The sequence below is a fragment of the Candidatus Jidaibacter acanthamoeba genome (assembly GCF_000815465.1).
Lineage (GTDB): Bacteria > Pseudomonadota > Alphaproteobacteria > Rickettsiales > Midichloriaceae > Jidaibacter > Jidaibacter acanthamoebae.
Genome location: NZ_JSWE01000094.1, coordinates 1 through 21,125 on the forward strand (window position 1 = coordinate 1; position 21,125 = coordinate 21,125).

Annotated in this window: 17 protein-coding genes and 2 tRNA genes; 9 read left to right on the forward strand and 10 right to left on the reverse strand. The window is 35.4% G+C overall.

The features are described 5' to 3' along the window. Positions 1-101: 101 nt before the first annotated feature. From NF27_RS04120 to NF27_RS04145, 6 genes are all read right to left on the reverse strand, one after another. Positions 102-175 (reverse strand) — tRNA-Gly (locus NF27_RS04120). Between the two features lie 113 nt (positions 176-288). Continuing rightward, positions 289-374 (reverse strand) — tRNA-Tyr (locus NF27_RS04125). A gap of 66 nt (positions 375-440) precedes the next feature. Continuing rightward, a complete protein-coding gene (lptB, locus tag NF27_RS04130) occupies positions 441-1,166 on the reverse strand; it encodes an LPS export ABC transporter ATP-binding protein (RefSeq protein WP_053332564.1) in 726 nt (241 codons plus the stop codon). Then, a complete protein-coding gene (gene lptA / locus NF27_RS04135; RefSeq protein WP_039456134.1) occupies positions 1,163-1,690 on the reverse strand; it encodes a lipopolysaccharide transport periplasmic protein LptA in 528 nt (175 codons plus the stop codon). The genes lptB and lptA overlap by 4 nt, the downstream gene beginning before the upstream one ends. A gap of 2 nt (positions 1,691-1,692) precedes the next feature. Next, positions 1,693-4,989 carry an FAD-dependent oxidoreductase gene (locus NF27_RS04140; RefSeq protein ID WP_161791798.1) on the reverse strand — a complete coding sequence of 1,099 codons (3,297 nt, stop codon included), beginning with the start codon at positions 4,987-4,989 and terminating at the stop codon, positions 1,693-1,695. 65 nt (positions 4,990-5,054) lie between these two features. After that, entirely contained in the window at positions 5,055-5,354 is a 300-nt protein-coding gene (locus tag NF27_RS04145; protein WP_039456140.1) for a DUF167 domain-containing protein, read from the reverse strand. A gap of 46 nt (positions 5,355-5,400) precedes the next feature. Here NF27_RS04145 and NF27_RS04150 point away from each other — a divergent pair, with 46 nt between their 5' ends. Genes NF27_RS04150 through fliW form a run of 6 tightly spaced genes read left to right on the forward strand, consistent with a single transcriptional unit; the run spans position 5,401 to position 11,116 of the window. Beyond that, positions 5,401-6,498, forward strand: a complete 1,098-nt coding sequence (locus tag NF27_RS04150; protein WP_204367862.1) for a flagellar basal body P-ring protein FlgI — start codon at positions 5,401-5,403, stop codon at positions 6,496-6,498. 1 nt (position 6,499) lies between these two features. Further along, a complete protein-coding gene (locus NF27_RS04155; protein ID WP_039456147.1) occupies positions 6,500-6,820 on the forward strand; it encodes a rod-binding protein in 321 nt (106 codons plus the stop codon). A gap of 4 nt (positions 6,821-6,824) precedes the next feature. Next, positions 6,825-7,268 (forward strand): hypothetical protein, encoded by a 444-nt coding sequence (locus tag NF27_RS04160; protein ID WP_039456150.1) that lies wholly within the window; start codon positions 6,825-6,827, stop codon positions 7,266-7,268. A gap of 14 nt (positions 7,269-7,282) precedes the next feature. Beyond that, positions 7,283-9,694, forward strand: coding sequence for a FlgK family flagellar hook-associated protein (locus tag NF27_RS04165; RefSeq protein WP_039456153.1), 2,412 nt, complete (start codon positions 7,283-7,285; stop codon positions 9,692-9,694). A gap of 15 nt (positions 9,695-9,709) precedes the next feature. Further along, a complete protein-coding gene (locus NF27_RS04170; RefSeq protein ID WP_039456156.1) occupies positions 9,710-10,621 on the forward strand; it encodes a hypothetical protein in 912 nt (303 codons plus the stop codon). Positions 10,622-10,645: 24 nt separating this feature from the next. Next, the gene (gene fliW / locus NF27_RS04175) at positions 10,646-11,116 is read left to right on the forward strand and encodes a flagellar assembly protein FliW (protein ID WP_039456159.1); all 471 of its coding nucleotides are present in this window, start codon (positions 10,646-10,648) and stop codon (positions 11,114-11,116) included. A 39-nt stretch (positions 11,117-11,155) separates the two neighbouring features. Here fliW and tatA read toward each other — a convergent pair whose 3' ends face one another. After that, positions 11,156-11,323, reverse strand: coding sequence for a twin-arginine translocase TatA/TatE family subunit (tatA, locus tag NF27_RS11765; RefSeq protein WP_084212787.1), 168 nt, complete (start codon positions 11,321-11,323; stop codon positions 11,156-11,158). 162 nt (positions 11,324-11,485) lie between these two features. Between tatA and NF27_RS04180 the strand changes: the two genes are divergently transcribed. Beyond that, positions 11,486-12,337, forward strand: coding sequence for a glycine--tRNA ligase subunit alpha (locus NF27_RS04180; RefSeq protein ID WP_039456179.1), 852 nt, complete (start codon positions 11,486-11,488; stop codon positions 12,335-12,337). 53 nt (positions 12,338-12,390) lie between these two features. On the opposite strand, the gene NF27_RS04185 is transcribed toward NF27_RS04180, so the two are convergent. After that, a complete protein-coding gene (locus tag NF27_RS04185) occupies positions 12,391-15,378 on the reverse strand; it encodes an ankyrin repeat domain-containing protein (RefSeq protein ID WP_039456162.1) in 2,988 nt (995 codons plus the stop codon). 103 nt (positions 15,379-15,481) lie between these two features. After that, on the reverse strand, positions 15,482-16,387 hold the full coding sequence (locus tag NF27_RS04190; RefSeq protein WP_039456165.1) for an NAD-dependent epimerase/dehydratase family protein: 906 nt from the start codon (positions 16,385-16,387) through the stop codon (positions 15,482-15,484). A 122-nt stretch (positions 16,388-16,509) separates the two neighbouring features. Here NF27_RS04190 and NF27_RS04195 point away from each other — a divergent pair, with 122 nt between their 5' ends. Further along, positions 16,510-17,625, forward strand: a complete 1,116-nt coding sequence (locus NF27_RS04195; protein ID WP_039456167.1) for a glycosyltransferase family 4 protein — start codon at positions 16,510-16,512, stop codon at positions 17,623-17,625. A 47-nt stretch (positions 17,626-17,672) separates the two neighbouring features. Here NF27_RS04195 and NF27_RS04200 read toward each other — a convergent pair whose 3' ends face one another. Further along, positions 17,673-19,316 (reverse strand): prolipoprotein diacylglyceryl transferase, encoded by a 1,644-nt coding sequence (locus tag NF27_RS04200; protein ID WP_039456170.1) that lies wholly within the window; start codon positions 19,314-19,316, stop codon positions 17,673-17,675. 316 nt (positions 19,317-19,632) lie between these two features. Between NF27_RS04200 and NF27_RS04205 the strand changes: the two genes are divergently transcribed. Then, positions 19,633-21,125, forward strand: a 1,493-nt coding sequence (locus NF27_RS04205; protein ID WP_039456173.1) for a hypothetical protein, incomplete at its 3' end; no start/stop codon positions are given.

Consider the following 21,125-nt stretch of genomic DNA (forward strand, 5'->3'; position numbering starts at 1 on the left):
ATCGTACCTATGTTAACGTGCGGCTTATTCCTTTCATACTTCTGTTTGGCCATCTCCGGTCTCTCCTAAAAAATAAATTTCCTACTATATAAAATCTATACTGGAGCGGGTAGTGGGAATCGAACCCACGCAACCAGCTTGGAAGGCTGGGACTCTACCATTGAGCTACACCCGCTTTTTGGCTGAACTTTATCTAGCTCTCATACGAGTGATAGACATACATCCAGATAAATAAAAAGTCAAACGCTTAATTATCTTAACATACGCAAACATAAAAAAGGTTTTAGATGGTGGAGAGAGTAGGATTTGAACCTACGAACGCTCGCGCGGGCAGATTTACAGTCTGCTGCCATTGACCACTCGGCCACCTCTCCAAAAAGCTTCTAAAAGCGCTCTATATAAAAACATATTTTTTTATTAATGGCAAGCAGAGATAACAACTAATAATTAAATTTTTCTCCTAAGTAAACTTTCCGCACCTCGGGATGGTTAACCACATCTACGACCCCGCCCTGCATAAGCACTATTCCGTCATGAATTATATAAGCTCTGTCAATAATCGATAAAGCTTCGCGCACGTTATGATCTGTAATTATTACTCCGATGTTACGGTCTTTCAAATGCATAATTAAATCTTTAATTTCTGAAATTGCAATTGGGTCAATCCCTGCTAGTGGCTCATCAAGCAGAATGAATTTCGGCTTTGCCGCTAAGCACCTGGCTATTTCCACCCTTCTTCTTTCTCCCCCCGAAAGAGAGAGAGCAGCAGCATTTCTTAAGTGAGTAATCGAAAATTCGGCAAGTAAGCTTTCAAGAATAGCATATCTGTTTTCTTCAATAGGCTCATTGATCTCAAGTACGGCTAAAATATTCTTCTCCACGTCAAGACCACGGAAAATTGAAGGCTCCTGCGGTAAATATCCGACTCCAAGCCGTGCTCTGCGATAAATAGGAAGATGAGTTATATCAACATCATTTAGAAAGATATTGCCGTAATCAGGCTTAATCAATCCCATAATCATATAAAAAGTAGTAGTTTTACCTGCACCGTTCGGGCCTAAAAGCCCTACTACTTCTCCCGTATTAACTTCAATGTTTACATCTCTTACAACGCGTCTTCCGGAATATGCTTTACCTAAATTTACCGCCTTTAAAATTTCATTCATTTAACTTGCTCCGGGATAATTAATGCTTTAGCTCTCTGCTTGTTCTTACCCCCCTTTTCACCCGAGGTTAAAACTCCCTTACCGTTTAATCTGTTATAGATAAACTTATTACCGGTTAAGATATTTTTTCCCTGAATCAACTGCACATTCTTCTTGAGTATAAATACTTGATCTTTAGTAATATACTCCCCCTTTTCCCCTTTTGCCTTTTCTTTCGGAGTAGTGATAACAACATTTCCAAACGTTTCAATTTTGGAAATTTTATTACTGCCTAGCAGCTCTTGGGAGTCTATATTATCAGTTGTAGGTTCAGCATAATAAACAATCATTTTATCCGAATTGATCACCATATCGCCTTGGATGACTTCAACATTACCGGTGAACACTCCCTTGTTCTCTTTTTGCTCTATTACCAATTCATTGGATTCAATATTTATCGGATCCTGAGAAGCTTGTACTGTTTCTTTAGCAAAAGCATTCGGAATACTAAAAATAAAAGCGAGCATTATAATAAAATTTTTCATATTCAAACCACCAGTAATTGTTTAATTAATTTAGCACATACCTTTTCTTGTAATGAATTTTGATTTAACCGTAAGTTCAGATGGTTAAAATCTACTTCATCAAGCAACTGATCCTGATTGAAACAGCTAAAAACATAGTAATCTTTTTGAGTAACAGGATCAACATGCCTTTGCAGGCATTGCGCACAAATTTCCTTCATCATACATTGCATCGGTGAATTTATCGAACCGATGGCAATATGATTACTTTTGAAAAAGTTTTTGAAGATATTATGTCTCGCATAGCCAACCGCAGCCATCATTTTATCAGAACCAATGACAATAATTCTATCCACCTCTTCCAAACTTATTTCAACCACACCTAAGCTCTTTTCCCCGTAAGCTTTTATTGCTTGTATGATATTACCGTTGAAAGCTTTATCATTTTTTCTGCTATAGCTCAATAATCCTTCATCGCAACACCAGACAGTTACATCGGAAGCTTTTTCAATTTCTTCTACTTTATATCTATCCGCCTTTTTTCTATAGCCAGCAAAATAAAGCACTCTACACCCCTTTTCTTTCATTGCTTTACCGATTGAAAATAAAACAGCATTACCTAAACCGCCCCCGACCAGCATAATAGTCTCATTTTCAGGAATTTCGCTAGGAGTGCCGGTCGGCCCCATTAGCACTACATTCTCCCCTTCTTTTAAATAACGGCATAGATTGGATGAGCCACCCATCTCAAGCACAATGGTTGAAATCAAGCCCTGCTCTTTGTCAACCCATGCCCCCGTGAGAGCCAAACCTTCCATAGCTAAAGAAACACCATCTCTTACAAACGCATTTGCCTCATAATTTTGCAAGCGATAAAACTGCCCAGGCTTAAACTCTGCCGAAGCCGATTTCGCTTTAAAAACAATTTCTATTATATTCTGAGCTAACTCTTTTACTTCCTTAACCTTAACTATTAAATTATCATCCAGCTTTTTAAAAAACCGTTCTCCCGGTAGATTATTCAATGGCTCAAATCTTCTAATAATCTCACTTACCACACTATAGCCCTGCTTAGCACTCGCCATAGCTTTTACCACATTGCCGACATAAGAGGGGTGTAGGTCTCCAAAGAAACTAACCGCTTTATTTTTATCATTTAGGGAACTTAAAACATATGGCTTTTCAGGCTTAGCTACCCTTTCCGGAGTTATTATATTTAAATTTTCATCAAGAGCGGTAAAATATCTTCCGTCCAGTTTAAAATGCTCTTCGTCTTCTCTGGCAAGAACAGTATTAGGTTCTGTTCCTGTAGCAATTAATATAGTTTTAGCATCCAGCACTCCGTTACTATGCCGTAAGCCTATACAACTACCCGAATTATCAATTAATATTTCCTCCGGTATTATATTTTCCGCAAATTCTATTCCCTCTTCAAAGGCCTTTTCTACTTCTTCATGGTTAAATCTATAACTCGGCGATTCCTGTAAAGTTTTTCTGTAAGCTACCTTAACCCCGCCCCATGCTCGCAATAACTTTATTTTATCATCTCCTGCAGCTTCTCTTAGCTTTTTTGCATGCTCAATATATTCTAAAGCAACTTCCTTTTCTTCATTACTAATATTATCAAATATTTCTTCTCCCAATTTTTCATAGCTTTTAAGAAATTTCTCAACCTGTACTTGGTAATAAGCTAAGCTTTCAGTCGCAGTATCAACTGCTGTTAACCCTCCTCCGATCACGACTATAGGAAGTCTCACCTGTAAATTAGCAATTGAGTTTGCGCGCTGAGCACCGGTTAACTGTAAAGACATCAGAAAATCCGAGGCAGTTCGTACTCCCTTGGCTAAGGCATTAGGTATCGGGGGAATATTAGGCTTACCTGCGCCGAGGGCAAGAGCGATATGATCAAAACCAAGATTGAATGCAGTTTCATAGGTGATTGTGCCACCGAACCTAATTCCGCCGTACATCCTGAAATTTTCTCTTCTTTCAAGCAGCAATCTGATTAAAGTAAGATAGTTTTTATTCCATCTAACGGTTATGCCGTATTCGGCTACTCCTCCGAACCCTTGCGGCACTCGTTCACTAAGTGAAGAATATAACTCATTAACATCCTTAATCGGCTTAAAATCTCTTCTATTACCACTCAAGTCTATTCCGGAAACTTCTGCATTTAATGGCTCAATCTTTAATCCGTCAATGCCGGTTACTATGAATCCCTCATTTAGTAAATAGTGTGCAAGAGTAAACCCCGCAGGTCCCATCCCGGCAACTAAAATTTTATAATTACTGATTTCCTTAGGTAAATAATTTTTAAAATGCAAAGGATTCCACCGAGAAAGCAAGCTATATATCTCAAACCCGTAGGGGAGAGCTAAAACATCATCTAAAGTTTGTGTTTCAATAAGCGGAATGTTAACCGGCTCCTGCTTTTGATAAATGCAGGACTTCATGCAATCATTACAAATTCTGTGTCCCGTTGCGGCAAGCAACGGGTTATCTATCATCGCCGTAGCCAATGCGCCGATAATTATTCCCTTTGCTTTTAAAGTATTCATCTCGGAAATCTTTTCTTCAAGCGGGCATCCCGTAAGGTTTGCTCCAAGCTCACTGACCGCAAATTTATTAGTCGCTTTATTTTTTATGCCGTGAGAACAGGAATCTTTTTCTTGGTTATGGCACCATATGCAGTAATTACTATGATCAAGTGCATTAACTAAATTTAGTGCATTATCAGTCAGGTCGAACCCTTCTCTTTTTCTTATATTTTCTGATCTGTATTTATACACTCCCGCTTCATCTCTCTCAGCTTCTATAAGATGAGATAAAACCAGCTTTTTCGGAGTTTTAAATAGCACCCCTTCTTTATATATTCTTTTACCTTCTTCGGAAGTTAAAGCCCATGCGGCATAGATTTTTGCATAATTTAATTTTTCTTCTTCTAGACTCTCAGTCGCATCTTGTACAAATTTAGCAAAAGATAATTCATTATATAAGTCTACACCCCATTGCTCTAAGTTAAATTTAGCTTGTTCTATGGAAGCAATATCAAGTTCACTAGTATTCTTTGCTACCTTCCTCTGTATAAACTGTCTTTTACACCAGAAAATCGGAGCTAATTCATGGTGTAAATTAGCTAAACTTATTACCTCATCTTTTATTTGGAACAGCTCAGCTATAAAATCTTCCAGATAAGGAGCCAGGCTAATAATTAGATTGGATTCCTCCTTAGCACTTAAGCTTAGGCTACGAGCTAACATCAGTTGGTGATATAACTTATCATCAAAAGCAATAACATACCCCAAAAACCGCTTATCCAAAAGAGGTAGCTTATTTGGAGAGTATAAGTCTTTAAATTCTAATTTAAAGGAGGGATTAAGCATTTTTAAGTAAACAGATTCTTCTGCACCTTTTTTACAATTATTTCATCACTAAAATCAACTATTCTTATTACTTTTTGTTTTGAAGCCGCGCCTAAGATGATTTCAATATTAGATTTAGCAAGATCAAAATACTTTGAGAGAAGTTTAATTACCGCATCATTTGCCTCTCCCCCCTGAGGAGGAGCTTTCACTCTCACTTTCATAGAATACTGGTTATTCATATCCTGCAAGAATTCCAGCACTTCATCATTCTTACTTTGCGGGGTCACTTTTACATTAATTTTTAAAAAACTTTTTGGCACGAATCTTGCTTATAAAATAAGTGGAATAGGGTTTTATGTTTTTATGATGTTAGCATATTTGAATAGATTATTCGAGCAAGCTTTTTTCTTACTCGCAGTATTGATAATAACTTTTACTGCTTTTGAAGCTAAAGCTGACTCTCGGATTAAAGATATAGTAAACTTTGACGGAATCAGGGAAAACATGCTGATCGGCTATGGACTGGTAGTTGGGCTTAACGGCACCGGAGATAACTTAAAAAACTCGGTATTCACTCAAAAAGGCTTAACCGATTTTTTAGAAAAGCTCGGGGTTAACACTAGGGGCGCAAATTTAAAAACTAAAAATGTGGCAGCTGTTACTGTTACTGCTTCACTTCCAGCTTTTGCAAGAACGGGCAGCAAAATTTCAATCAATGTAAGCACGATCGGAGATGCAAAAAGTTTAAAAGGCGGAACTTTGATTGCAACACCTTTGGTCGGAGCAGACGGTGAAGTTTATGCCGTATCCCAAGGAGCAATAAGCATTGGAAGCCCTGCAACTTTATCGGATACTACAGCGACATTAACTCCTACATCAGGATATATAACTAACGGTGCAATTATCGAACGTGAAATTGATTTTAGACTCGATGACCTTTCCGAAGTAAGGCTTGCGTTGAAAAATGCTGATATTACTACTGCGCGCGCTATAGCAACCGCAATTAATGCAAACTTGTTTTACGATTATGCACAAGCTTTAGATCCGGGCACGGTGAGAGTAAATATCCCAAGCCAATATAAAGGAAGAGTTCTATCTTTGCTTGCTGATATTGAAAGCATAACCATACAACCTGATTCCACTGCTAAAATAGTTATAGATGAAGCTACCGGCACGATAGTAATCGGAGAAAACGTTAAACTTAGCACAGTTGCCATCGCTCAAGGTAATTTGATCGTAAAAGTAAAAGATTCGGAAGAATATGCTTATGAGATCGGATTAACTAAAGTTGAGCCGCTTCCTTCCGAGCCCGGGAAAGAAATAGCAGTGTTTAGTCAAAATACAAATTTAAGTGATCTGGTTCAGGGATTAAATTCCCTTGGGGTTACGCCTAAGGATTTAATTTCTATTTTAAAAACCATCAAACAAGCAGGCGCACTGCAAGCAGACATAGAGGTAAGATAAAATGACTAATATACATAATTTAACCAACAGTTTTGCAACTATGCAGCTTGATCAGGGAAGAGGAAAAAATTTAACCGGCAACTCCCTTACTAAAGAAGCTGCACAGGAATTTTCGGCTTATGTCGTTTCCCATTTATTAAAAGAGGCTTCCCCTCCGATAAATAATCATATGCTTAACGAAAATAGTACAACTCAAGAAATATTTGAAGGCCTGCTCACTAATGAGTATGCGAAGGTGGCGGCAAAGCAGGATAGCTTAGGTATTACAAAAATAGTTGAATCGTCTTTATTACAAGTTCAAGAACAAAGTTTAGGGGAATAAGAATATGGAAGCTGAAAAAATATTTTTTAATTATGACATTGTAACTAACGCTTTTAATAAGCTGATCAATCTTATCAAAGATGATGAGCAGCATATAAAGAATAACAATATTGATAAGATTAATGATTCCTTAAATGAAAGAACTGATTTAATGAATTTTCTTGCCAGGCAAAAGGAGACTTTAGCTAGGTTAGCCGATAAACGATCCATCCTTAATGAAGATCAGGTAAAAGTTCTAAACGAGCTTTCTCAAGAGTTACATTTTTATGCAAACAAGAGCAAGAGAGAAATTTCTAAAGCAATGTATGTTAACCAAAAAATCTTAACTATTGTTAGAGGCATTGTAGATAAAGAAGCCAGAAGTGTTAACTATAACCAAAGAGGGGTGAGAAAAAACACCTCTAAATTTCGTGAGATTCCCCATCTTGCTATTAATAAGAAACTTTAAAGGGGGATAATCAAATGTCTGCAATTGCTTCATCACTCACCGGTATAGAACTAAATAAGAAAAAGCTGGAAATAACCAGTTCTAACGTAGTAAATGTTGATACAGAAGGTTACGGTCAGCGCTCGATCATACAGAATTCAGTAGTTACCGCCGGCAATATACAAGGAGTCTCAATTAAAGGTATAACTACCAAAACCGATAGGCTTCTTGAACAAACATTACTGCAAAAAACTTCCGAAGCAAACTATACGGAAACTAAAAAACGTTATTTTGAATCTATGAACCAGGTTTTCGGAACACCAGGTGAAAGTAACAGCTTGGATTCTTTTATTACTAAAGCTTTTAAGGAGCTTGATACTCTTTCAGGGAACCTTAATATTGCAACCCAAAAAGTAATTACGGTTGATAGCTTAAGCAATGCTGCGGAGAAAATTTCTTCTCTAGCAAGAAGTCTGGAAGATTTAAGGTACCAAGCGGATACGGAACTAAATAACATTACGCTGGGTTTAAATGCCGAACTGAAAACCGCCTACGCATTAAGCCAAGAAACCACTGCTTTTCCTGAAGGTAGTATAGAACATGTTGAAAGTGCGGAAAAGTTAAAAGCCAGCGTTTTGAAGCTTTCCGAATATTTTGAATTAAAACATTATCCGGATAAACTTGGCCGCCTAAACCTTTATACTCCGACCGGGATTAATCTACTTGGAACTCAACATGCTTACCAGGCAAAATATACTCCCGCTTCATCAGCGGATGATTTCATTGAACAACGCCCGCTAAACAGCTTCTTTATTACGGCAATCGATGATTTCGGTAATGATTTGAATTTGGATATTGTTGTTACTCCTCCCGGGATCAGCGGGCAAACTTATTATGAATTAGCCCCCGGTAAAGTAGCCGGTTTACTTGATATGCGTGATGTCGAGATTCCAAGAGCATTAAATCAATTAGATCAACTGGCAAAAAAATTAAAAGATGAGTTTAATAAAGTTCATAACACCGGGACAGGCTACCCGCCTGCAACTACGCTTACCGCAACAAGACTTACATCCCGTGACGAGACTCTGCAATTCAGCGGATCCGTAAGGATTGCGGTCATCGGTGATGACGGGCTTCCTTTACCTAACCCGAGTACTCCAGCATTAACTCTTGATCTTTCTAAATTAGATACCGGAAGCGGTGCAGGACGACCTAATATGGAAGGGATTATAAATGAAATTAACTATCATTTTAATCAAAGATTTACCAGTGATAATAGTGTTAAATTAGGAAGGTTAAATGATATAAAATTAGCAGCGGTAAGTAATGCAATAACTCCGGGCGCCGGTACAACATTTGATCTGGAACTATCCAATTTCTCAGGCAAAGACACACAAATTAATATAACTTCAGTAACAGCCGTAGATAATATGGGGGTAAATATATTATCATCCTTTAACGGTGCAGCATCGACTATTACCAGTGGCAGCATGCAAAGAACAGGGACTACAGGCTCTTCCATTACTTTAAATAATACAGCCGCTCCGCTGGAATATCCTTATACAATTTCCCTGGATTGCCAAGTAACCGATGAAACGTCAACTTATACCGCAACACTTACCTTCCAAATAAATAATCCGTCTCCCGATCCTTTGAACGGAATCATAAATAAGCGCTTTAGTGCGATCAGCACAAGCGGTCAGGCAACTTTAATTCAACCGGCGGTAAACGGTGGTACGTTAACTGCAACGCTGGTTGATGATCAAGGAAACAGTATACCTTCCAACAGTATGCAGCCCGGAAGATTAAATATTTCGACCTTACAAAGCAATTATCGCTTAGTAATAGACCAGCTTGATAGTAAATATTTAGGTAACCCAACTAATAACACTCCGGCGACTAATGACGGGTTTAATAACTTATTCGGCTTAAATGATTTATTTGTGCGTACCGATGCACCGAAAAACTGGGGCAATTTAAAAAACACCGCGGTATATTTGGAGGTAAGAAGTGAAATTCAAGCTGACCCGAACTTGCTTTCTACCGGCAAGCTTAGACAGACTCATTCAAATTTCGCGGATTCTCCAATTTATACCTATGAAGTTACTTCAGGAGATAAAGATACATTAACTGATTTAATTCATATCGGTAACCAGAAATTTTTATTTGCTAATACTTCAGGGCTTCCTGCAACAACCGTAACGTTTTCCAGCTATGCTACTGAAATACTATCGTTCAACTCAGTTTCAACCAAGCTGATCTCAGAGGAAGCTGGTAGGAATGAGCTGTTTAGAGAAGCTTTACAGGATAAACTGGATTCAATTCGAGGAGTAGATTTAAACGCAGAGCTAACCAACCTGATATTATACCAACAAAACTTTACCGCCTCAGCTAAAATCATCCAAACTGCACGAGAATTTTTCGATACTTTAATTTCAAGTTTCTAATAGAAGGGTAATGTTATGACTACAATCGCTACTTTTACTTCACATAAGCAAATGATTAAAAATGTTTCCGAGAACTATGCTTCGGTTAATAAATCAAGTAACAAAATCTCGGCAGATAAACAATATGAATCTTTTCATGAAATGGCACCCAATGATTTAAGGTTATCGGAAGATTTAACTAACCAAGTGGAGCTTACCGCAAACAGAATTACTAATAATAAATTGCTGGCAAGTAAACTTAATGAATATGAAAATACTGTCCAGACAATCCAAAAAGTAACTGAAGATGCAATGCGCTTTATTCAAATTGCTAAAGATTCCAGCAATGACAATACTTTAGCTATAAAAGATATATCGACCAATTATATAAATGAGGTCAAAAGACTTTTATCAAACAACTTTAACGGGGAGTATTTATTCTCCGGTTCTAAAACTAATATATCTCCAATTGCACACGTAGAGTCTATTTCAAATGTTTTACCGGACGGCACTATTACTTCAAATTATTATCTCGGCGATAATGTTACCTCTGCCCAAAAGGTTTCCGAAACTCAAGACTTAGATTACGCTATAACAGCAGATAATGAATCTTTTCAAAAGTTATTTGCTGCTTTTCACTATGCGGCAAAATATGAAGTAAGTAAGGATAAAGATGACCTGGTCAAATCATTTAATCTTATGGATGAAGCTCAAAAAGGGTTAAATGAAATGGTAGCGGTATTGGGAAGCAACGGAGAGACGGTAGAAAGGATAATTCAGAATGACGGAGTAGCAATTATTGACCAACAGGCAGCATTGACCTCAATAACTTCGGTTAATCCGGAATTAGAATACCCGAAATTAATTATGAAAATAGGAAAATTGCAAGCGAGCTTCATGGTCGTTGCCAGAGCTTCCGAGATGTTTATCGGGGATTACATAAGATAGTACTAAAAAAATAAGGGGGAGAAAATGATCAGTCATACTATAAAATACGAACTTAGAAAAGATCCGTTTGTCACAATCATCAATCAATTCGGTGAAATTGAAATTAATCTGGAGAATCAGATCATATTTCCTCATGGGATGATCGGAATGCCTGATTGCAAACACTTTTGCCTTGCTAATATAAATGTTGAAAAATTTAAGTATTTTAAACTGCTGCAAGGAGTAGTAGATACTAAACTTTCATTTCTTACTTTACCCATATTAATACATAATAAATTTATTGACTCTTCTGATCTTGAGAAGGCATGCAATGTATTGGGAATAAAGGTAGAAGATGTTGCGATTCTTCTTATTGCTTCAACTAAAATAACCGATGAGGGGAAAAAAATTGTTGTCAATGCTCGTGCACCGATATTTATCGATTCAACTGCAAAAGCCGCTATTCAATATGTAATTCCTGAAACTAAGTATAATATCCAACATATTATTGACTAAGCCTTTTAGGAGATAATGTTTACCTCGCAAGTAGCAAGCTTACTCTTTGTGATCGCGGGGCTCATCCTTATCTCGGTTATTTACCCCGTCTCTTAGTGAGCGAATACCTCTGCCTAACTCTCCCATGACTTTCGGAAGCTTGCCTGCTCCGAATATGACAAAAATTATTAATAATATTAATAACAATTCACCGATTCTTCCCGACATAATATATAACTACCTTAAATTACCCCTGCACCTTAGATTTACCCTACTCGTATTTAATTAGCAACTAAAATCGCCTTTCCCTATTATTTATATAATTGTAAAATGATTGCATTAGTGTGCATAATTTCATATAAATTATTAAAAGTAATTAAAATTTGTTTTATGCATTTTCAAGATCTAATTTTTGAACTTCAAAAATATTGGGCAGATAAAGGCTGTGTAATTTTACAACCCTATGATATGGAAGTCGGCGCGGGGACTTCACACCCTGCAACTACGCTAAGGTGTTTAGGTTCTAAACCTTGGAACGTTGCATATGCTCAACCTTGCAGACGCCCATCCGACGGCAGGTATGGAGAAAACCCTAACCGTGTACAGCATTATTATCAATATCAGGTAATCCTTAAACCCTCCCCTGATAACATCCAGGAGCTATGCTTAGAGAGCTTATATAGGATCGGTATTGATCCTAAAAAGCATGATTTAAGATTTGTTGAGGATGATTGGGAAAACCCTACCTTAGGTGCATGGGGGTTAGGATGGGAAGTTTGGTGTGACGGCATGGAGGTATTTCAATTTACCTATATGCAACAAATCGGCGGAATTGAATGTAAACCTATCCCGGGAGAACTCACCTACGGCTTGGAAAGGCTTGCTATGTTCATTCAAGGTGTAGATAGTATTTTTGATATTACCTGGAATGATAGAGGAGTTAAGTATAAAGATATATTTCTAGCCAATGAGGCTGATTATTCAAGCTATAATTTTAAATACGCAGATACTGAATTATTAATGCGCCATTTTACCGATCACGAGCAGGAATGTAAAAATCTATTATCCCATAAGCTTATCCAACCTGCTTATGATCAATGCTTAAAAGCAGGGCATATATTTAATTTACTGGATGCACGCGGAGTTATTAGTGTAACGGAACGCACTTCGTATATTTCAAGGATAAGAAATTTAGTTCGCGAATGCTGCCGTATGTGGATTGAGAAAGATTCAAATAACTAGAGTATTTAGAAACAGCCTCTTAAAAAAGGCTATTTCTTTCAGTTAAGAAGTTACTAACAACATAAATATTCAGGGTCACATATGTTATATTCAAACCCATCAAACCCGAATAAAGCTTTTACTGTATAGTTCCCATAATGTACTCTATCGGTAAAATAAGTTGATAATAATATATTTTGATCTTCCGAATGTTGATCAAGAGTATATTTATTAATGAAGTCATCATAGTCCTTATAAAGGCTAGATTTCATATCACCGGTATGCTCAGTATGACATTTAAGGCTCTTATATTTATTTATAGCTTCCTGATCAACTCCAATATACTCACCAACTTGATACTTCGGTTTTATACCATTAGATATATAAGGATTTTTTGCTACTGAGATTACTTTAAATTTCTTGTTATAATTAAGCTCTTCAACATCAAGCTTATATACCGCCACAACCTCCTCGCCCTTAATGCTGTTAAAAATTAACTCATATTCGAAAGTATAGCTACCGCATACATGAGGAGAATTTTTGGAAATTCGCATTTCAATAAAAACACTTTCCGTATTCATAGCATTCTTTGCCGTCATACCACCGGCAAACCCCGCAGACATATTCGGCTCTAATGAGACATAAGTACCGCCGAACTCCCATCTTCCTTCATCAATTTTATTCCAAGGTTGATTAACATAGAAGCCTAAGAATTTTTGATTTTCTCCTATAGAGAAAGCTTTAATACCATATTTAAACCATGCGTTTATGTCTTCATTATCAACATTAAATTTTAACCCTCTAAATATAGCAATCTCTTCTTCTATCGGCTTCGGAACCAAGCCGTTTAAAGTTAACACTTCTAAGCTATAATCGTCATCAAGTCTGTTTAGCGCTTTTCCGACTAATTGATAATAACTATCAAAATTATTTTCTATTTTATTTAGAAGCGTACTACCTGTACATAATGTTTTAAAATCTGCAAAGATAGAATAATTTAACTCTTTATCTAAAAATGACCGGTTTGCTAAATCGGCTTTTAACATTGGGCATTCACTAGCTAATTGATTTTTTAAATCTTGTTCCGATTTATTTAAGTAATATGCTGCAAGTTTATGAGTAAAACCATCTAAAAAATCAAACTCGTCTTTAGTAAAATTATCATGGAAAGTATGAATCATGTGTTCAAATTTACTCGGTATTTTGATTCCTGCCTTGTGCATAAGGTTGAGTAATGCCTGATACTTATTATTTTCAACGGAATTTTCCAAACCCGTTTCAATTGCATCAACTACATCCTTTAAAGGGGTAGACTTTAGAGCCATGCCATAGCTAAATAACTTATAGGCATGTTCATAGTTCCCTTTAATAAAGTGATTTTTTAATATTTTATCATTCCCCAAAAATTGAGAGATAAGATTTTTTTCTTTTAAATATTTAATAAGCTCAAGATCAGGGTTTCTTAACCACATGTTTCCATCTATATCTTTAACTGATAAGTCTGCACCATGATTGATCAGCAGTTCGGCAATCTCGGAAGTGTTAGCATAAAACAACGGGGTTTGGTTGTTATCGTTTAGTACATTCAAGTTAACTTCAAAATTGCTCAGTACGTATTCTAAAATTTTTTTTAATTTATTTAATACAAAAATGTGCAGTATAGTTATATTGTAGGTAAGCATTTTATCTGAAAGTTCCAAGTTTTTGGTATTGCTTATTTGGGTATCTAAGTATTCTTTAAACTGTGCTCCCAGATTCCTGTATTCATCATGCATAAATTTGAAAGTTATTTTTTCATCTATTTTATAACTGAGATCTTTAATAAGTAATTGCATGGTCTCTAAGCGTAAATCTTCCCAGTGAACAGAAATAAATTCCAGAGGGAGTATTTTTACTCCCTCCTCTACGGCAAGTTTAGTTAAATCATTGTATAAATTTGTATTGTAGCATCTGTATAAAAATAATGCATGCGGGTTCAGACCGTGCTCAAGTAACATTTTTGCAGTATCAACCGATAAATATAATCCAATTAAATCTTTAAGCTTCATACTTTTAAGATCTGCCCCCTGCTCAAATGCAAATTCAATAAGGTCTAACTGTAGTTTTTGAAGGTGCTCAGGGATTACAGTTGTATTTTCCTCTGCTTTAAATTTTACTTCAACATAAGCCTGTAAAGTAACTTTCAAAAATGCTTCAGCGGAAAAATATTTTTCTCCACAATTAATCATAAGCTCTTTTAATGGCAAAACTGATTCCAAAGGAATTGCGCCTATTTCTACATTTTCTATATTAGCTCCATTTTCTAAAGCTAATTTAACCAATTCTTTTTGTTTAGTGTACGACTCTTCATTTATAACATATTCTTTTTTATCAAAATTATACTGCTCTATACTACATCTTAAAATAAAATCTAAAAATTTATCAACTGTTGTATGAGTTAAAAATAATTCCGAACAATTATGTAAAGTTTCCAAACTTAAATAAATTGAGTCAATAATATTTTCGAGTTTAGCCCCTCTATCTAAGGCAGCTTGCACTAATGTTTTTTGAGTACCTCTTAACTCTTTGTCACCTACATAACTTTCTAATACTAACTTTAAGAACATATCCGGAACAGCATTTATAAATAATTCCGAATAAATATCCAGGTTGGCTAAACTTATGCCGTAAAGCGAATCAATAATATTTTCGAGTTTAGCACCTTTATCAAGGGCAGCTTTAACTAATTTTTTATGTATACTTCTTTTCTGTTCATCAACCTCATTTTCACCTGAAGTAATATCATATTTTAGCACAAAAGCTAATAATTCATCTGCTTCAAAATACTTGCTGAAAATTCCGAAATAGTTTTTTATCTCATGTAAGGGGCACTCATCGTATAACCAAGCTATATCCCAATTATTAATTTTATAATGCTCTAATAAAGCCGTTAACAAATTTTCCGTCTTATAAGTAAAAGCATCTTTTAATAATGACGCAAAGCTCTTCCAATCAAGCATTTGCTTGGCAATATAATTATTAATTTCTTCCCTTGATCTATTATAAAATATTAATCCTCGCATACCCTTATTCCTATTTATTTATAGAATAATTATATGGTATGAATATTAATTTTTTATTACAAATATAATCTTTGCTATTGAATAATATATATACATTAAAAGATTATTTTAAATCCACCAATTCTTTTAAGCCTTTTTTCAATGGAACCAGAGCCTTTATTTTTAATATTTGCTCTGCCATAATGGGAGAACCGACTGAAATTAGTGCATCCCCTTTCTTAGCAGATAAATATTCAATATTTACTTTGCCTAATATGGAAAAAAGCTTTTGTGCTAATTCATTTACTGTGGTTCCTTTACCGGTGCAAACATTAGTTACCGGAGCATGAGCCGAAACATTCTGCATGGCAGCAATGATATAATTCACTACATCTTTTACAAAGATAAAGTCCCTCGTTTGGTTACCGTCACCGAAAATAGTGAGCGGTTGCTTATTTTTTATTCTGCTTAGGAATATGGAGATCACACCTGAGTAAGATGAATCGGGAAGCTGGCGCGCTCCGTATACATTAAAGAATCTTAGACCGAAAGAAGGAAGTGCAAAGATTGCACCGAACGCCTTAGCTTGCAGCTCGCAAGCATACTTATCCACAGCATAACCTGAAATAGGCTGCGGGAGAAGGTCTTCCGTTAATAAAGACTTGGAAATATTTCCGTATACGGCGGCGGATGAAGCATAAACTACCGGAATGTTTTGTTTTGCAGCTTCTTCAAATATATTAATGGTTCCGGTTAAATTAACTCTATGGGTGTTAACCCAGTCTTTCACTGATTGCTGCACTGAAGCAATGGCAGCCAAATGGAAGCAACCGTTTACTCCCTTAAAAGCCTCCCTGACAGCACCAACATCTAAAATATCACCTTGAATAAAATTACAACCTTTGGGTAAATTTTCTTCTTTGCCATAAGATAAATTATCTAAAACAGTGACTTCATGCCCATACTCAAGTAGCTGATCTACAAGATGAGAACCGATAAACCCGGCTCCGCCGGTAACTAAATATTTCACGTTTACCTAATGCTTATACTATTTAATTTTTTTAAAGGTATAGGCCTTTTTACCTATACATTCAAACGAAATATGGTATTTAAAAGGTATAGCAAAATATACCTATATATAAAGCTCTATAAATGAAAATAATTATTTTTAGTAATGCAGATTGGCATTTTGCCGCCCATCTTATGCCGATTGCAGTTGCTGCGAAAGGAATCGGCTGTGAGGTAAAAATTATTACCAGAGTAGATAAGCACGGGGAGGAAATTGAAAAACAGGGTTTGGAGCTGATCCCTATCAACTTAGAACGTTTTAGCTTAAATATATTCAAAGAATTAAGAATTATCTTTCAGTTAATATATATATATAAAAGAGAAAAACCTGATGTCGTGCAGCATTTCGGGATTAAACCTATAATGTACGGCAGCATTGCAGCACTCTTTAACAAAATTCCTAAAGTTATTAATACATTTCTAGGCATGGGCTTTGTGTTTATAAGTGATAAATTATGGGTAAAAGCCATTAGAGTAGTTTTCACTAATTTACTTAAGCTGTTCATGCTTAAACAAAACAGCATAATTATTGTGCAAAACAAAGATGATAAGGAACTGCTTTTAAAAGAAAATATTGCTAAGCCGGCACAAGTTTTCGCCCAGTGCTCGGTAGGAGTAAATATCAAAGATTTTCCTCTCTCATCCGAACCGGGCGGCAAGCCTGTTTTTGCGCTTATGGCACGGATGATTCTCGATAAAGGGATAGCTGAGTTTGCGGCAGCAGCTGAGATTATCAAGAATAAAGGATTGGAAGCGGAGTTCTGGCTGGTCGGGGCTCCTGACCCCGATAACTCGAGGTCAGTTACTGAATATCAACTAAGAGAATGGGAAGATAAGAAGATAATTAAATGGCTAGGTTTCCAAGATGATATAAAAACTATTTGGGAAAAAGCTCATGTAGCTGTTCTTCCTTCCTATAGAGAAGGCTTAAGCAGAAGCCTTCTTGAAGCTGCCGCTCTAGGTAGAGCGCTTATTACTACCGATGCCCCTGGCTGCCGAGAATTAGTCGAAGATGGAGTAAATGGCCTGTTAGTTAAAGTAAAGGATGTTGAAACATTAGCAAGAGCAATTGAGAAATTAATTGAGAACAATGAATTGCGCACCTCACTTGCCTTAAAAGCCAGAGAAAACGTTGTAAAAAATTATAGCGAAGAAGTCATAGTTAAACTTATGTTAGAGTTTTATAAATCCTCAAGGTAATTTAATAATTAGAAAGTATAAATATTTATACTTTCTAATAAATTCAGTTAAATGCTTCTACTTGTTTGACAAAGTTTGCTTTCACCAGATCCTGGTAAAATAGATAGGTTTAATCTAGTAGAACTTACAAGCTTTCTAAAACCTCCGGAGGTATCGGGAGCCTGAGTAAGAGTAAATTTTTTGGGTGGAACATTCTCTTTATTTTTAGTTTCTTTGGCTAATCTTACTTTATCAGCATAAGAAGTATGTTGTGCTTGAACATTAGCTCCGGTTAGATCCGGACTATTTTCCTGCGTATTAGTTTCTCCGGCGTTATCCGGAGTATCATCTACTAGCTCAGGTAATTCCCCATATTGCTTTGAAGCTTCTTCGCTTAGCAATTCAGAAAAGTTACATGCTTCTTTGGAGACTACTTCTTTACCTTTATCAAAGCTACATAGCTTCATTGTCGAGGCCAATGCGGAAACAGGGGTTCTAGTTGGTTTTGTCTCTACATTTTCAACATCCGTTGTATATTCAAGTTCAGGGTCATCGTAACCTTTCGGAAAAGCAATTTGTTTAAAGCTTCTGATAGTAACTCCCAAAATAGGGTCATCCTCAAATAATAAACAAAAAAGTTTTAATCCTCTTCTGTTATCACTATATAATAATTCTAATCCTATTGAATCAATAATTTCGTTTTCCAAATAAGAGCATACTACTTGCCTTGAAGAGTCCGTCCTACAAAGCTCAAGGCATGATTTAAACCACTTCGGATTTGTAGTAAATAATCTTATCAATGCCTTTGAAATTATTCCTGTGGAATTCATTAGATTCTTATCATCTAAAATATCTAGAATTAAGTTTTCCACTGGAGCTTTAAATTCTAAAGTATAATTTTTTATTTTCTCAACTAGCTTTAATGAATTAATAATATTAATAATATTATATGATAGAGAGTATATCTCCTCTATTTTAAATCTTGTTTCATCATTTATGTCAGAATTTAATAATGTAGCAATATTAATATTAGTAATTTTTGTTCTAATAACCTCTAATTCATTCAGCAGATTTTTTTCTGATCTCTTAAGCAAACCAAACTCAGATTGTAATGCTTGAGCAATTACTTCCATTGATTGATTTATATACTTTTCCTGTGATTTCTCTTTTACTTCTTGAAACAAAGTAGACAAACCATAAGTTGCAGATAAAGTTTTCCGATAATATAAAATTGTAGAATCTGCAATATCATTAAAAAGAAATAAGATTTTATAATGATGATATATAGGCTGTTCTAAAGAATTTAATGACTCCTGAATAGAAATTATTTTAAGCAAAATAGCTTTTTTATATAATGGTGATATGGCAAGTAACTTTTTGCATTGCTCATAACAATCTTCAAATCTTCGTAGATAAAGGTAAGCAAGAGCACAATTATAACCCACATTAATTGAACGAAGATTCTTTTCTAAATACTCACTTGCAATTTTTACAGTTTCTTCATATTTTTTATTTCTAAACAAATCTGCCGTCAAATCAGCATATTTATCTTCTTCTGCTTCCTTCTTTCTTCTTATAACAGTTTTTTCTCTTTGTTCTCGGGTTATTACCTCAACCCTTCCCTCTTCACCTATTTTTGGTCTTTTATTACTCTCAGCCTCGAATAATGTTTGGCTGCTCGGTATGAATCTCTCTTCTGATCTTCTTTTCATAAATAATCTTGCTTTAATTATATAAGGTTAAGTTATGGTTATGTGTTTAGATTTATTTTCGAATAAATTATCAACTATTCTCGCTAAATTTAATAATGAATTTAAAAATGCTGTTGAGTTATATTAATCATTTTCTATAAACGCAATGAAAATTTAATGTATATAGATAAAATGTTTATATAATATTAAACTTGCTTTTTAAGTAACTGATCAAGATATTATTTACACTAACAAATATATAGTTGTTTTAACAATTTATTCTCAATATAGTTAATATATTATTAACTTGTAATTTTAAATTCAAAGGGGAATAAAAGTGAGGGCAAGCGGGGAAAAAACTACACCGAAAGTAGGGTTGGGCAGAAATATACCATCATTAGTATTAGATAGCGTAGAAAAGAAGCAAGGTGATACAACACCTATTAATTATGCATCTTTGTCACCAACAGCACTTCCATCAACACAAAGTATAGTTGATAAAAGCTTACCTGAGAAAAAATCAAGGTTACCGCTTATTTCATCCGCTGATACAATATCAAGTATAAAGAAACCCGAGGGCGAGTTTTTAACCCCTAGAGGAACTTCTTCCGGAGGAAATTTATTATCCAGGGGGATAAAATTAATTAGAAGAACCAGTAGCCGTGAGCTAAGCTCAGAAGCAGATAATAATACGACCCCTGATATAAAAAATAGTACAAGCACCCCTGCTACCCCGAGAAGTGAGGGAGAAAGTAAATTTTTATCCGGGAAAAATAATTTTAGTTTTTTTGGATTTAGACTTTCGCCGAGAAGTGAAAATAAAATTAATAAAAGAAATATATTAATTACAAATTTTAGAGATGCAGAATCTCCGAAAGATCAGAAGAAAGCAGCTATAGCTATAGTAAATCAAAGCGAACTATTTGAAGAAAATTACCTTCACTTTCTAAAGTTGGCTAATGATATGGTAGCGAACCGAAAAAAATATGAAAATAACGGATATTTTGTAAACCCTATTCTTCCTTTAGGTGAAAAAGATCAAGCTGATGAAGTATATACATTTATGCTAAGATTAGCAGAGAACTCTACTAAAAGCCTTACCGCTCGAACTGATTCGTTAATTCCTCCCGGCAACATATGTTGTATAGGGGTTAACTTCATAAATGACGATAAGAAGGACGGAGCTTATACTAGAAAAGTCGGGGGAATTAAAGAGTTTCTAAATGAATGTAATACTGCGGTTTGTAGTATAGAAAAAGTTACGGCATTACTAGAAGTAATAACTGTAAAATATCCTTTAACTATGCACTTAATAACCCCTTTAGAAGAAAGTATAGCATCCGATTACAGACCCATGTTTAAACATGGATCTTATTTTATGGAACGTGACTCCGAGTTTGCTCAAAGATGGATTAAGCATCAGGGTTTAAAGAAACAGTTTAAAATTGAACTAATTAATTTTATTTCCTTAGGTATGGAAAAACCAGATAAGTTTGAAGATGAAATGAGAAACATCTCAAAAATAGTTGCAGGATTTTATATAAAAGATTTAATTATGATGCCGGATGATGAAGACAAAAAATACGGCACAAAAACCAGAGAAGAAGCAATAGAAAAAATTGAGACTCATGTAAGAGAATTACAAAAAAATGAAAACTTCTTAGCAACCGCTTTAAGAGATGCAGCGGTAAAATTTTCTAATGATAATCGGTTATCTGAAAAGATAGATGAGCGAACTCAACAAAGCGAAGGTTCTTTCCGGGTAGTGGGGAAGCATACCTCACGCCTTGAAAAAGAAAAAAAAGAATTGAAAGAAAAAGGAAAAGAAAG